5 protein-coding genes are annotated in these 16409 nt (G+C 38.1%); 3 read left to right on the top strand and 2 right to left on the bottom strand.

Annotated features, from left to right (window positions below; genetic code table 11):
• Positions 1 to 3 precede the first annotated feature (3 nt).
• Entirely contained in the window at positions 4 to 2907 is a 2904-nt protein-coding gene (locus F6K18_RS03880) for a peptidase C14 caspase catalytic subunit p20 (protein ID WP_287518828.1), read from the top strand.
• 467 nt (positions 2908 to 3374) lie between these two features.
• A complete protein-coding gene (locus F6K18_RS03885; RefSeq protein ID WP_287518830.1) occupies positions 3375 to 8282 on the top strand; it encodes a caspase family protein in 4908 nt (1635 codons plus the stop codon).
• Positions 8283 to 9090: 808 nt separating this feature from the next.
• Here the strand turns inward: F6K18_RS03885 and F6K18_RS03890 are convergent.
• Positions 9091 to 12456: an efflux RND transporter permease subunit gene (locus tag F6K18_RS03890; protein ID WP_287518832.1), complete on the bottom strand. Its 3366-nt coding sequence runs from the start codon at positions 12454 to 12456 to the stop codon at positions 9091 to 9093.
• A gap of 413 nt (positions 12457 to 12869) precedes the next feature.
• Positions 12870 to 14714 carry an efflux RND transporter periplasmic adaptor subunit gene (locus F6K18_RS03895; RefSeq protein WP_287518833.1) on the bottom strand — a complete coding sequence of 615 codons (1845 nt, stop codon included), beginning with the start codon at positions 14712 to 14714 and terminating at the stop codon, positions 12870 to 12872.
• A gap of 876 nt (positions 14715 to 15590) precedes the next feature.
• Between F6K18_RS03895 and F6K18_RS03900 the strand changes: the two genes are divergently transcribed.
• Positions 15591 to 16049 carry a hypothetical protein gene (locus F6K18_RS03900; RefSeq protein WP_287518835.1) on the top strand — a complete coding sequence of 153 codons (459 nt, stop codon included), beginning with the start codon at positions 15591 to 15593 and terminating at the stop codon, positions 16047 to 16049.
• Positions 16050 to 16409 lie beyond the last annotated feature (360 nt).

Consider the following 16409-nt stretch of genomic DNA (forward strand, 5'->3'; position numbering starts at 1 on the left):
CAATTGGCACAGGAATATAAAGGAGATGATGGCGAACGTAGAGGCGTTTTTTCTTACTGTCTCCTGCAAACCTTACAACAAACTGATGGTCGTTTATCTTACTCTGATTTAGCTAGAAATGTAGCAGCTTTGGTTAAGAGCAAAGCTCAAAATCAAGTTCCTCAACTTGAAGCAACTAACCCAGAAGACTTAAAAGAATCCTTTTTAGGGGATGCAATTCCGGAACGTCCTTTTTATTTGACTTTAACCTACAACACAAAACCTAAAGAGAAGGGTTGGCAGATTGATGGTGGAGCATTACAGGGCATTCCGAAAACATCTAAATCTGCTAGTAAAACTACTTTATTAGCTATATTTCCTGCGGGAAGCACTGCTGATGATTTAAAGGAAATATCAAAAGCTGTTGGAGATGCTAAAGTGACTAAAGTATTGACCACAAAAAGCAAGGTAGAAATAACTCAAGGAAATTTAGATGAAAATCAAAGTTATTGGGCGGTTATTACCAGTTTGCCTATAGAAAAATTAAAGGTTGACATTCAGGGGAATTTGACAGAAGAAGAGGGTATAAATTTAGCAAAGCAAGCTCTAGAAGAAATCAATTCTGGTCAAAAATCTCTATATGTTGAATGGGTTGAAGATTCTACAGAAGCTAAGTATACTCTGCTAGTGGATAAAGGACAATACTTGATTAATCAAAGAGGGACTCCTGTGGTTGCTCCCATTCCTAAAAAACCAGGTTATAGCAAAAATGCTGCTGAGGAAGCAATTCTAGCTTTAGAAGCGATCGCTCGTTGGAAGAATTTGCTTGAGTTAAAAAGTCTTAAGAGTAGTATTAAAGCTAATGATGTGGAGATGGAAATTACTAAGTATGGTTATTGGTATTATGATGATGATGATGAATCTCAGAGTGAACCTTCTGGAGATTCAGATAACTTGATTGTAAATGCTTCTGAGCAGTGTTTAGAGTATAAATATGAAGATGGGCAATGGAAAAGTCCATTGATCAAAATTAAGGTCACAAATCATAGCAACCACAAATTATTTTATGCTGTTTTCTTACTTTCAACTGATTATTCGATAGAGCCTAAGATCAAGTATTCTGCGGAACCGGAAAACTCTTGGGAGGATCAAGAAATTACAATAGCACTTCCAGGAGCGAATTCAGATGAGAGCAATAGTTTTGAAAGTTTGGTGCCTCTCGAGATTCCAGAAAATTTTCTCGAAAATGGGATAACTGAGACCAGAGATGTCTTGAAGCTGATTGTGAGTAAGACAGATTTTAATGCCGAACTACTAAAGCAAGAAGGACTAGCACCTCCTCAACAGACAAGATCGTTGTCAGGTGCTGAAGGAACACTTGAGAGTTTAATGCAGCAAGTTTCTACCCGTGCGGTGGGAAGACCTAAGAGAAAAATTGATGATTGGATTACGAAAGAAGTAGCAGTTACTATTGTCAAACCCAGAGATGCGGAACAAATACAATCAGATCGCAACGCTAAATTAATGAATGGAGTTGAAGTACAATCTCATCCCAGTTTGCAAGCAAAAGTAACTCTAACTACTATCTCTCAAACTACACGAGATGTGGGTAATGTGATTACACCATCCCTATTCAAAGAAGAACCAGGAGTAATTGAATCATTTCAATTTACCAACAGTCGTAATAGCGATCCAGGATTAAGTGCTGTGGAATTATTGGATGTCAATGATATTAACTTGGTTACCAAAGAAGCACCTTTAAAGCTAGTGGTTGACAAACCCTTAGAAGAGAATGAATATATTTTACCTTATAGTTATGATGGTGAATTTTTCTTGCCTCTCGGTCAGGGTGTGAAGAAGGGAGACAAAACAGAAATTACCTTGGAACGTTTATCTAAACCAACTACCAGTAGTCGTAGTCTAGGTGGTTCAATTACAATTTCCTTCAAAAAATTCAGGAGTCAAAAATTCGGAACTTCCTATGAATATCCGATTTTAGCATCAGCAGAGGTGAAGCAAGAAAATAATCGGGAAAAGGTGAGTTATGAGAAAAATATGGAGGAAGTTAAGAAACAAGTTGATTCTGCTCAGAAAATAGTTCTCTACATTCATGGTATTATTGGCGATACCGAAACTATGGTTGGTAGTGTTCAAAGGGCAAAAGTAGAAATAAATGCGGAAAAACGACCTCTACGGGAACTTTATGACCTGGTTTTAACTTTCGACTACGAAAATCTCCAGACAACTATTGAAGAAAATGCGCAGTTGCTCAAAAAACGTTTGGAAACTGTAGGTTTAGGAGCAAATCATGGCAAAGAATTACATATTGTTGCTCACTCCATGGGAGGATTAGTTTCTCGCTGGTTTATCGAACAAGAAGGAGGAAATGAAGTTGTGCAACATTTAGTGATGTTGGGTACTCCCAATGGAGGTTCTCCTTGGCCAGCAGTTAAGGAGCTAGCATCTGTTCTGTTGAGTTTTGGTATGAATAAATTCCCTGCAATGCCTTGGCCTGCGAAGGTCGTAGCGGATTTAGGGGGTAAGATTATAGAGGCAAATGATAATTCTCTTGCTCAAATGCAACCTGATTCAGAGTTTATTACGAAACTTGCTGAGAATCCCGATCCTCATGTTCGTTATACTATTATTTCTGGAGATCGATTGATGCCAACATCGAAAAAACAATCTAGTTTCTTAGAAAGGTTTAAGGCAAAACTTTTTAATAATCTAGTTACTAATCTATTTATTGATGGTTTGGTTTTTGGTGCGGAACCTAATGATATTGCGGTGCATCTAGCAAATATTAAAAAAGTGAGTAGCGATCGCTCTCCTCAACCAAGGATATTACCGGATGTTGCTTGCGATCATTTGACCTACTTTACTTCAAAAGCAGGATTGGAAGCTTTGGTAGATGCTTTAAGTAATTAATAATTATAGTCCAGTAGGGTGTGTTAGACGGCTACAATTTAGATTGTGAAAGGGATTTAACAATCCGTCGTAACACACCACTTTAGTTTTCCCTTTGTCGGTGCGTTACGCTTCTCTAACGCACCCTACTAGACTGACACGCCTAAAAATGTAGGTTGGGTTGAACGGAGTGTTAGCGGAGCTTTCCGAAGGAAAACCCAACAAAACCTTGCTACTGTTGGGTTTCCTTCCTCAACCCAACCTACGCCTGGACTATCCGTTTTTAGGGAGAGGTAATTATCAATTATCCATTATTGAAGACTACCTTCTCTATAATTTCCATTTCTCCTGTCTCCTACCCCTACCAACAGACTTTGATTTAGCAAACCTTAATTATTCGGTAACGCACCATTTAGTTTTTCCTCTGTCGGTGCGTTACGCTTCTCTAACGCACCCTACTGGACTACTCCCCTATTCCCTATTCCCTTATGGTAAGAATTAAGCGAAATTTAGCAATTATCATTGGTATCGATCAATATACCCATATTCCTAAACTGAAGAATGCTGTTTATGATGCTAATTCTGTAGCAAATGTTCTTCAGGAAAAATACAATTATCAAGTTTTAAGATTATTTGATGAAGGAGCAACTAAGGCAAAATTTAGTAAACTTATAGAAAATCTTGAAAACAAGAAAATTGAATTAGAGGGAGAGCTAACTCAAATTAAAAAAAGCGATCGCCTCTTATTCTATTTTGCAGGTCATGGATTCGATCAAGAAGCGGAAGATAGCGAAGAAGGTAAACCTGCTGGTTATTTTATGCCTCAAGATGCAGATGCTAATGACAATCAAACTTGGTTGTCTATGAACAAAGTATACGAAACCTTAACTAACTTAGACTGTCATCATTTGTTAATGATTTTAGACTGCTGTTTTGCAGGTAGAATTTCTTGGGTAAGCAAGGGTAGAAATGTAGCCAGACCACGGAGACTTTATAAACAAAATTATGACCGCTTCATTAAACATAGCACTCAGCAAATTATTACTTCAGCAGGCCATGATGAGAAAGCATTAGATTCATTTCGTTTTGGTAAAAGGGGGAATAAGAATGGGCATTCACCCTTTGCCTATTTTCTCTTAAAAATACTCACAGGCAACTTCAATGGAGATGGAGATGGAGATAGCGACAAATTTCTGGAAGCAATTATTGATGACAAAGTAATTACAACCCATGAAATGTTTACCTATTTGCAAAACGAATTACGGAAAGTTGCCGAAGGACAAACTCCTGTGCTGTTTCAACCTCAAAAATACGACCCAAAAATCAATGAATATGTTTTTTTAAAGGGTGAATATATCTTTCCTCGATCTAATTTTAAACCAGAAAAACTAGCAGAATTTAAACTAGATGAAAGTACGAATCCTTACAAAGGTTTAGCTTCGTTTGAAAAAGAAGATAGTCAGTTATTTTATGGTAGAAAAAGGCTGATTGAAGATCCTAAAGAAGGTCTGATGGCGAAGGTGAAAAATCATCAACTTACAGTAGTTTTAGGTCTTTCTGGGTCGGGTAAATCTAGCTTAGTCAAAGCGGGTTTAATACCTGCTATTAAACAAGAAGCAGAAACAGATGGACAGCAGTGGTACATTTTGGAAACAATGAGACCAGGAGAACTTCCTTTTACGGCACTGGCAGCAGCATTCTTGCCAATTACAACAGGTTTCGAGCTTGATTCATTAGTTGAGAAGTTACATCAAAATGTTCAATTTTTAGCTGAAATTATTCATCGATGGAGTAAAAAGAATCCGAATACTAAGTTATTATTGACTATAGATCAAAGTGAAGAAATAATTACCTTATCTGAAGATGACCAGGATAGAGAAGATTTTCTGCATTTGTTAGCAGAAGCTTTAGCAGCACCAGAAATAGCTGAAAATTTCCGAATTGTAATGACATTGCGTTCTGACTTTGAACCTCAACTCAGAGATTTGAATCAGGACAAGTATAAAGATACAAATTGGCAACAGGTTTGGCAACAGGTTTGGCAAAATGGCAGGTTTATGGTCACTCCGATGAATAGGGAAGAGTTACAACAAATAATAGAAGAACCTGCTGCACAACGGACATTATTTTTTGAGTCCTCAAAGTTAGTCAATGCTTTAATTGATGAAGTGATTCAAACACCTGGTGCTTTACCTCTACTTTCTTTCACTTTGAGTCAGCTTTATTTGAAATATCTCAAAGCTGAGGAAAATAAGGAGAGAGATGACCGAACTATTACTGAAGCAGATTATAAAGATACAGGTGGAGTGACACGCTCTCTGATCAAAACTGCTGACGACACATATAACAAATTAGTAAATGAAGAAAAAGTTGACTCATCAACAATTCGTGATGTAATGCTGCGAATGGTAGCTATTCGTAGTGGTGAACTAGCTCGCAGAAGAGTGCCAACTTCTGAATTGGTTTATCCAGAGCCAAAAAATCAGCAGGTAACAAAGATAATTGAGTGCTTTGTTAAAGGACGTTTGCTTGTTAAAGGATTAGATACTGAAGGTCAAGAATATGTGGAACCAGTCCATGATGCTTTGGTGACAGGATGGCAAAAGTTGTTGATGTGGAAGCAGGAGCATGAGGAGAGTTTAATTCTGCAACGACGGTTAACTCCGGCGGCTGAGGAATGGGAAAGAGAGCAAAAGGCAAGGTTTCTTTGGAATGGGAACCCTCGTCTTGATTTGTTGAAAAAGGTGTCTAAATCCGATGATAACTGGCTTAACCAAGTAGAAGGTGAGTTTGTGCGGCACAGTATCGGTAAAAAACGCCAAAATAAGATTATGCGTTGGAGTATAGCTGGCTCAGTAATCTTGGGAACAGTTATTTTTAGTGCTACAATTTGGTTCCAACTTCAGCAAACTACTCTGCGGGAGAAAGCAGCTAGAGCGCAGAATTTGCTTTCTACCGAGCCTGTTAATGGTCTAGTTTTAGCAATTCAAGCGACAGGTCATAATATTTCACTTTCAAAACTACCGTTCCAAAAAATGTTGGCTCCGGTTCAGTCGAGTTTGCGTCAAGCAACAGAAGTAGCTCAGGAAAGAACTATTTTGCAAGCAGACGCAAACAAGGAAAAATGTACCACTATTTATGATTTTTGCTACTACCAGGATTTGAAGCTCAGTCCCGATAATCAACTTGTGGTCAGTGTTGCGTCCGATGGAACAACTACACTATGGAATATACAAGGAAATTTAATTGGCAAACTGGAAAAAAAACCAGAAGAAAAAGATAATCAATATGATGATTCTGTTGCCTTCAGTTCAGATAGTAAATACATTCTCAGCAACAAAGGGTATTTATGGAATAGAGAAGGTAAATTGATTAGAGTTTTAAAAGGGCAAAAAGTTAAGTTTAGTCCAGATAGTAAATATATTGTTAGTTTCCATGGCGATCGCGAAAATCAAGTAGTGAAATTATGGAATATAAAAGGTGAACCAATTGCTACATTAGAACCAGATCAAAATGGAATAAATGAGGCTATTTTTAGTGCAGATAGTCAGTATCTTTTGACCCAAGAAAGTACTGCTTTAAAGGTATGGGATATAAAAGGAAAATTACTCCGTACATTTGATTCTCCTGATGGTTATTTTCAATCAGTAGATATGCACCCTACTAATTCCCGTTATATTGTCAGTGGTACTGATGAAGGTGTTGTCAGGTTATGGGATATACAAAGTGAGCAAATTGGAAAACTTTTTCCCAATCATCAAAATTTATCTGACTCTAATGTTTCTGTTGATTCTGTTGCTTTTAGTTCAGATGGACAAAGTATTATTAGCCTCAACAGAAATAATACTTCACATTCAGCACAGTGGTGGAACTTGAAAGGTGAACCTTTACATAGTCTTTTCAAGATAGGAGATTCTGAGGTGATACCTATGTTTAGCCCAGACGGTAAGTATATTACGGTTTCTAGTTCTGGTCAAGCTGAGGGTTATGGGGAAGCACAATTATGGGACTTGAGTGGAAAAACTATTCGTGAGCCATTTTATGAGTCTGTAGCTTCTAACATTGGAGGTTACGTTAAATCTTACTATTTTAGTCCAGATGGTAAGTATATTGTCAGTGCTAGTTGGAATGGAACTTTAAAAGTCGCAGATCAAGAACTGAATCTACTGGGTGTTTTTCAAGGTCACGAGGTTGGGATTAGTAAAGTTACCTTTAGTTCAGATGGTAAGTATTTAGTTAGTGCAGGAAATGATGGAACAGTTAGAATCTGGGATATTGAGAGGGAGACTTCTAAACAATTCTGTAGCGGTTGGACAAAAGATATTAAATTGAGCTCAGATAGCAAACACGTTTTTGTTTCATGCAGAGAAGAAGTCTCAGGAATATACAATGATCCAACATTCAGAATATTTGACAGGCAGAAAAATTTAATTGGTAGTTTGCAAGAATTATCTGATGGTGATTTTGTCACTTTCAGTTCTGACGGTCAGTATCTCATTGGTTACTGTAATTACTGTAATCTTAACGGAGATAGTTATAAAAAGAAGACGATCTTTTTATGGGATATTCGAGGAAAATTACTAAAGAATTGGTTTGTAGAAGCAAAGAATTTAACTGCTGTTGCTATCAGTTCAGATAATCAATATATTGTAAGTGCTACTGAGGATGGAATAGTTCATTTATTTAATTATCAACAAGAAAATAAAGAAAGCTTCAATCGAAAAGAACAGATTACTTACATTGCTTTCAGTCCAGATAATAAGCACACTATCAGCGGGTTGGAAAATGGAAGCATAGAATTATCAGACTTGCAAGGAAAGTTACTTCATGTTTTTAAAGGTCATACAAAAAAGATCAATACAATTGCTTTTAGTCCAAATGGTCAGTATATAGCCAGTGGAAGTAATGATAAATCAGTGATGCTTTGGGATTTAAAACATCGTCGTAAAAAAGGAGAGGCTTTTAAGGGTCATAAACAACCTATTAATGCAGTTGCGTTCGGTCCAGATGGAAAATATATTGTTAGTGCTAGTGGAAACAGTCAAGTATCAAGAGGGGACCTGGATAATCCAATTAGTGATGATAATACTATTCGCTTGTGGACTTTAGAAGGAAATCAAATTGCTCAAGCGTTACAACATAAAAAGATGGTGTCTTCGTTTGCTTTTACACCGGATGGTAGCCAGATTATCAGTAGTAGTGAAGATGGGACAGTAAATTTTTGGAAAGGTGGTACTTCGGAAACTTGGCTTCAGATAGGTTGTAATAGATTACGTTACCATCCTGTCTTAAAAAATCCACAAGATAAGGAGGCAAAGGGAGCTAGAGAAACTTGTCAGAAATACGTCTGGAATCTTCCAAACCAACCTGGAGCGAATGAGCCTAAAATTAACTAGGGTTTGCGTATGGAAAGTCTTTTTGCTGGGGGAGGGGTTAGGGACTCACCCCTAATATCATGTCCGGTTGAATACTTATTATTAAGATAGTAGGGGAGCGGGGGAGTAGGGGAGTAGGGGAGTAGGGGAGTAGAGAAAATAGAAAGATTTATTAGACTTGTCGCTTTATAACTTAAAAAATCCCCAAAAACTTTGTTCTGTAAGGATTGTAGCTATTGGCAACCAAAAAGTCTGGGAATTATTGCTCTGTCTAGGTTGGAACGATTTTTCCCCTCTATTTAGCGACAACTCTATTGTTTAAGCACTCTTGATAAGTTTTTTCATCACTAATTATCCGGACATCATATAACCCCTCCCAGGAGGGGAAAAAGGGAGTAGTTAGGACTAGAATAAATGGGAATTACAGAGTCAGTATCCAAAACAATAGTCAGAGTGATTTTTCGGCTTTTGCTTGGGTAAAAATCCTCACTTTTTTCACAATCGCTTGTGATCTCAAATCCGGTAGCATCAGTGTTATATTATGTCCGGTTGAATAGTTATAAATAACAAGAAAGGAGTCAGGAGTAGGGGCGTTAACAATAGTTATGCTTCGCATACTCCGCAGGTGCCCCTACAAGGTTTTGGTTATGACGATGTGGTTCATCCATCTGAAAAGCGCTGTATGCAAATTGATCTTTAAACCACCATCTGTAGGGGCGTTAACGATAGTTATGCCAAGCAAATGGTATTGACTAACGCCAAGCTCCGCTAACGCCCTCACTTCAATACTTTTGACTTCCACTGACTTTTAACTTCCCCCCTAGCAACACTAGCTTTTAGGTTTCTGTGGTTCTTCCCTAACCGCCTCATCAAGATCGGAGTCAACAGTTTCTGTTGTAGAATCAGCTTGATTTTCTGATGCACCATTAGCTACAGTATGTCCATTATGATGATCTTTGATTCCATCATCAACAGATTCATATCCATTAGACAAATCAGGTCGCTCTGACTTCTTAGGTTTTTCACCCTTCAACAACCATCCCTCCAAATTTTTAATAGCAATATATAAATTAGGAGTAATCAACAAACTCAAAAGAGTACCAAACAACATTCCTCCAAATATTGCAGTACCAAGAGACCAACGACTACCCGAACCTGCACCAGTAGCAATAACTAGAGGCGTAAAACCAATCAAACTCGAGATTGCCGTCATCTGAATTGGTCGAAAACGTTGCTCTGCTGCTGTAATTGCTGCCTTAGTAATATTTACACCCTTATCCCTTAACTGGTTAGCAAATTCTACAATCAAAATTGAGTTCTTAGAAGCTAAACCAATTAACATCACCAATGCAACCTGAGCATACACGTCATTTGTCACCACTGGCCAAACAGAACCAGCCATAAGTATATTCGAGCGAAACCAAATTGCTACCAGAGCGCCTAATACCGCCAGTGGTACCGAGAGCATAATAATTAAAGGGTCGATGTAACTCTCGTATTGAGCTGATAGCACCAGAAACACCATCACAAAACCCAAGCCAAAAATAATCGGTGCAGCACCACCGGAAGACTTTTCCTCTAACGCACTACCCTGCCAAGCATAACCAAAACCAGGGTCTAACAATTCTTCCGAAGCTTTCTCCATAGCAGCGATCGCTTGCCCAGAACTATAACCAGGAGCAGGTCCACCTTGAATTTTCATGGAACGGAAAATGTTATAGTGGGTGATAATCTCCGGCCCGACAAAATCTCTGATTCTGACTAAACTTCCCAGGGGAATCATTTGATCATCAACAGAGCGGACATACAATTGATTAATATCATCAGGTTTAGAACGAAACTCAGGTTCTGCTTGAACATAAACCCGATACTGGCGCTGCCCTAAAACAAAATCATTCACATAAGACGAACCGAAATAAATTTGTAAGGTAGAAAATATATCATTAACATTCACATTTAATGCTTTAGCGCGATCACGTAAAACTTCAATTTGCTTCTGAGGCTTATTTGCGCTAAACTGACTATAAACAGCTTGTAAACTAGGATATTCTGGGGAATTAGCTGCCCCAATTAATCGATTACCATTTTCGAGTAATGCTTGAATAGGCAAACTACCACTTCGGTCTTGCAACTGAAACTCAAAACCTCCTGTACTACCTAATCCTGGTACTGGTGGGGCATTCACAGCAAAGGCATTCACTTCCTTTATTCCTTGCAACGCTCCATTTAATCTTCTGGTGATGCCATAAACAGACTGCTCTGGTAAAGTTCGTTCTTCCCAAGGTTTAAGTAGCACGAAAAATACCCCTTGACTAGGGTTGAGACCATCAAAACCAAACCCTGCAACACCAAAAGAAGATTTGATTTCGTCAATCTCCTCAATTTCCTGTTGAATTTTGGCTGCTGCATCAGCATTATAATTGAGGGAAACTCCGTCAGGAGCTTGATAAATGACGATAAAATAACCTTGGTCTTCTTCGGGAACAAAACCACCAGGAACTAAACCATACATCCAAACAGTTGCCACTAGACCCGCAATAAAAATCCCCATTACTATGATATTAATGCGAGTGAGAAAGCTGACTAATTTACCGTACTTATCTTGTAGCCAACCAAAACTTCGGTTAAATGTATCAAATATCCATCCCAAGGGTCCAGTAGCTTCTTTTTTTGGACGCAGTAACAAACCAGATATACTAGGAGAGAAGGTCAGAGCATTAAAAGTTGAGCAGGCAACGGCAAAAGCAATAGTCAAAGCAAACTGTTTGTAAATTACTCCAGTTGTTCCAGGGAAGAATGAAACCGGAATAAACACAGCCATCAAAACTAAGGAGGTAGCGATCGTTGCTCCAGTAAGTTCCTCCATCGCATCCAATGCTGCTTGCCTTGCCTTCATTCCTTGTTCAATTTTACTTGAGACTGCTTCCACAATTACGATCGCATCATCCACCACCAGACCTGATGCCAAAGTACAAGCAAACAAAGTCAGAGTATTAATTTCAAAATTCAAAATTTTCAAACCCGCCATTGCCCCAATTAAAGCTACAGGAATAGCGATCGCTGGAATCAGAGTAGCTCGCCAATCTTGTAAAAAAATAAAGATAATCAAAACCACTAACCCTACTGCCTGGAGTAGAGTAATAACTACCTCTTGCAATGATACTTCCACGAATAAGGTTGTATCATAAGCAACGCTATATTGTAATCCGGGGGGGAAACTCTGACTAAGCTCCAGCATTGTAGCTTTGATTTGATTTGCTGTTTCTAGAGCATTACTACCAGGAAGTTGATAAATTGCTAAACCCGTAGTCGGGTCTCCATTATATGTGGTAACTAGATCATAATTTTCCGCTCCAAGTTCAGCTCTACCTATATCTCTAACCTTAACCAAAGTACCATTTTCATCTACTTTCAGCACTAAATCCTCAAATTCTTGGGCATTTTTTAACCTACCAATAGCTTGCAGAGGAATTTCATAAACTAAATCTGGTGGTGCCGGGTTTTGACCAATTTTACCTGCTCCCACCTGAATATTTTGTTCTTGCAAAGCATTGACTACATCCTGAGCTGTTAATTCACGAACTGCCATTTTCTGGGGGTTAAGCCAAATGCGCATGGCATATTTCCGTTCTCCTAAAATTGTCGCCTGACCAACTCCAGGAATACGCTTAATTTGATCTAAGACGTTGAGATCAATATAGTTACTCATAAAGTCAGGACTGTAGTAAAAGTTGCCATTTTCATCTTTTTCTGAGTAAGTGGCAATTACTAATAGAATATTAGGAGATGCAGCTTCTACAGTAATACCTGTTTGTCTGACTAAATCTGGTAAAGAAGCTTCTGCTTGAGAAACTCGGTTTTGAACATTAACCTGAGCGGTGTCTCGGTCTACATCATTAGGGAATACAATATTAATACTCGTCTGACCGCTATTACTGGTGTTGGAATACATATATTTCATGTCTTCAACACCGTTAATTTCTCTTTCTAAAATTGTGGTTACGGTATTTTCTGTGGTTTGAGCATCAGCTCCAATATAGGTTGATGATACTTGAATTTCGGTATTAGCTAGTTGTGGTAATTGGGCAATGGGCAACAATGGAATTGAAATTGCCCCCGCTAATATAATTATGATTGTACAGACTGTCGTTAAGACAGGCCGTTTGATAAAGGTATCAGCAATACTTAAAAGCATAATGAATCAGTTATCAGTTATCAGTTATAGTGCTGCGCGCAGGCAACAGGCAACAGGGGGAATAAAAAACCTATAATATAAGATTTTAGCTATTGGACACCTCTTGTAATTTGTAAATATGCCAGCGCACATTGCTATAGAATCCAGTTATATAATAAACATCTCCAGAAAAGAGGGAATAGGGAATAGGTATGGAGGGGAAAATAATTGATAATTTCTGTACGATAATTGATTTTATTTTTGATTTTTACCAGATGTCTAATATATTTAGAATTCTATAACTACTTCAATATTCTATCCCCCCATCCCCCCATCTCCCCATCTCCCCATCTCCCCACATTCCCCTCCTGGGAGGGGTTAGGGGTGGGTCCCATCTCCCCATCTCCCCATCTCCCCATCTCCCCATCTATATTTTAGAGGGACTGTTTCTCATTTTTCTTCTCAATGGGATTGCCCAATTCAGAATCATCAGCAATAGGTATATCATCCCGGAGTTTTACCACACCGGAAACAACTATTTTGTCAGTGCTTTTCAATCCCTCAATTACTTGATAATATTCACCTTGAATGCTTCCCAACTTCACAGGTTTTTGAGTTGCAATCAACTTTTTCTCACCATCCATGATTTTCTCTTCTGCAACAAAAACAAAAGCTTGATTTCCGATCCGTCTGACAGAAGTAATAGGAACAGTTAATCCTTGCTTTTCTTCCCAGATGACTCTTGCCTTTACCTGCTGGTTAGTTTGCAGTTTCTTTTCCCCATTGTCATATATTGCTTTGACTAAAACAGTTTGAGTTCCTTGACCTGTATCTGGAGAGATAAAAGATATCCTACTGCTACCAATTAATTGACCTGTTTGTTGAAGTAATTCAACTCGTGTACCCAGTCTAATTTCAGGAAGTCGGTCTATAGGAATATTAATATTAGCTTCTAAAGTATTATTGTCCTGAATAGTGGTTAATGGAGTTTGACTATCTACATAATCACCCACTTTCGGTTTTACTTCTCCAACCACCCCACTAATAGGAGCAAGAATATTGTAATATTGTAACTCTACTTGTTCTGCCACTGCATTTGCCTGAGTTTGTTGTAGTTGACCGCGAACTTGAGCTACCTGACTTTCCTGAGAGGAAATTTGTTCGTCTTGAGCTGCTATTTGAGCATCTAAAGTTTCAATACGACGCTGCAAATCTTTTTTGGCACTTTCTACCTGTGCTTTAGCAGCATCTATAACTTCTTTTTGAGCTGCTATTTGAGCATCTAATGTACCTGTGCGTCTTTGTAAGTCTTTTTTAGCACTTTCTACCTGTGCTTTAGCAGCATCTATAACTTCTTTTTGAGCTGCTATTTGAGCATCTAATGTACTTGTGCGTCTTTGTAAGTCTTTTTTGGCACTTTCTACTCGTGCTTGTGCTGCATCAATTTCTTGTTCTATAGCATCTATTTCAGCTTCAGCTTGTCTAATGTCACGGGTAGCTTGGTCAAACCTTTCTTTAGGGACAGCTCCTTCTTCATACAAAGTGGAAAATCTTACTTGTTCAATTTTTTGGTATTCTAAAGTCGCTTCCCTTCTTTCTTTTTCAGCTCTTTGTGCTCGTAAAGCTGCTTCGGCATCTTCTAATTGTGCTTCTTCTGATAAAGAACTTGATTCAGCTAGTAATCTATTTAGTTCCTGACGCTCTGACCTGAGAGTTGCTTGAGTATTTTCTAAATTAGCTTCTTCAGACAGAAAGCCAAATTCAGCTAGTAATCTATTTAGTTCCTGACGTTCCCTCCGGAGGTTCGCTTCAGCATTATCTAGATTAGCTCTTTCAGAATTTAATTCTCTTTGGGCAATTAGGTCCGTTTTATCATCTCTCAAGGCTCTTAGTTGAGCTTCTGCACTATCTAATTGTGCCTGAGCTGAACTTATCTGAGCAATATTACTATCAAGAACTGCCTGTTGTTGAGAAGGATCTATTTGCAGTATGGGGTCTCCTTTTTTAACTCTGTTACCTAGTGATACAAATACTTGACTTACTTGTCCACTTACTCTTGGCGTAATAGTTGCTCTTTCTTTTCCTTCTACTGTTGCGATATACTTTGTGCTGTCTGCCACTTGAGTTCGATTGACTCTGGCTATTTCAACCGCAGTAGGTGGGGGTGCTACTGCTTGTGGTGTTCTACCTCCACAGGAGCTTAATATAAGCACGAATAACAGCAAAGGCCAATATCTAGCCTGGTTGACTAATTTACTATCCATTGGTATTAAGTTCACTGTTGACATCCTCCCCGGCCTAAAGTCACGGGAATTCCTACTGAGCCGAAGCTCCTCGGTGGGTTGACGTTTCATAGGCTGCTGCTCACTGTACGCAAGTCTTACGCTTGCCTCCGCGTCCGTTTTTTGTCTCGGGCTGCCCGCCCGCGACGAATGATAAAAATATAACATAATGTATTCAAAAAAAACAACTAAAAAGTCGCCCCCTTATAGGCGAGGCTTTAAACCCAATTTTTCGGTAAATGTTTATCTCCTTTAGGTCTTAGGTTTGTGGAATGGACATCTTGCCCGTTCCTGATATTTTCCCTTTTTTCGGGCGTAAATTATCTTTTTCTCTGGGTGCGCTACCAGGTGCAACTGGCGTCGTCGCGGGGTTGCACCGCTCTCTTGGTCTCATGGATATGGCGAGGGAACCCGCTCTTATCAGAGCCGCTACGAATTGCGCCATCCCACCCTACGGGAAGCTCCGCTACGACCGCTTTGTCAAAGGGACATTTCCTGCATTTGTCTTTTTATCGCTCTTACTATTCGTAACATTTTTTAAATTGTTATAACACCTAAGACATAACACCTCATTCTGTGCAGCCTCAAATAAAATTCGTATAAGCACCTTTTTCAAAATAAAAATATGTAGCAAAAATTTTAGTATTTAATATAATTTAAACCATTTTTTATGGTATAAATTACTATAGCAATCCTCGCTAATAAAGGTTATAATTTACAATACTTGGCTGTTAAGCTTAAGTATTGTGAAAATTCTGACAAGTATTTGATTCAAGTATTCTAGAAAATCAAAAAAATCATCAATAACTTGATTATTAAATATTGAATAGTGATGATTCAATTGACTGAGAACTATTAGAACTATATTAATATATGGAAACCGCAATTTTTTTGACTTGGTTACTCTTTTTTGGATTGATAAGTAGCATTGGTATTGGTGCTATGATATATGCTTATCGTGGAAAAGGTAGTATTTCTGTCCTATTTACAGAATTCATTTCAGCATCTTCATCAATACCATCAGAGGCAGAAGTAAATTTTCAACAAGGATGTGAGGCTTTTCAAAAGGGAAATTATCAACAGGCAATCAATAAGTTTGCTGAAGTTCTGAAAAATAATTCAACTATTGCTGAAGCTTATCATAATCGGGGTTTGGCTTTTGCTAATCTACGTCAAGATGATGAAAGTGTAGAAAATTTTTTGCAAGCTGGAGAATTATATATAGAACAAAAAAATCAAGATGCTATGGTAATTTTGAAAAAAAATTTGGAGTTATTAAAGGCTAGAAAAGAAGCCAGTTCCGCTACGCGGAAGTTAAAAGTCAAAAGTTAAAAGTCAAAAGTATTGAAAGGGGGGTTATATATAGAAAAAAAATCAAGATGCTATGATGATTTTGAAAAAAATTTTGGAGTTATTAAAGGCTAGAAAAAAAGCTAGGAAAACTCCTAGTTAATTGTTATAAGCTAGTTTTTTTAGGAGTTATATCAAATTGGTTTGATTGAACATAAAAAAAATATCCAATTGTCATAACTACCCTCATCTTTGTGATTCTCTCTCCTTCTAACTCCTGATATAGAAGGAAAATTATATAATATAATATATGTTTATAATTCTATCATTACTTCAATTTCCCCTACGGGTACTTTGGCAAAAAATATGTTAATAAAAGCATCAAACTCTTATATGGTCTAG

It is taken from the genome of Okeania sp. SIO2C2 (genome assembly GCF_010692625.1).
Classification (GTDB): domain Bacteria; phylum Cyanobacteriota; class Cyanobacteriia; order Cyanobacteriales; family Microcoleaceae; genus Okeania; species Okeania hirsuta.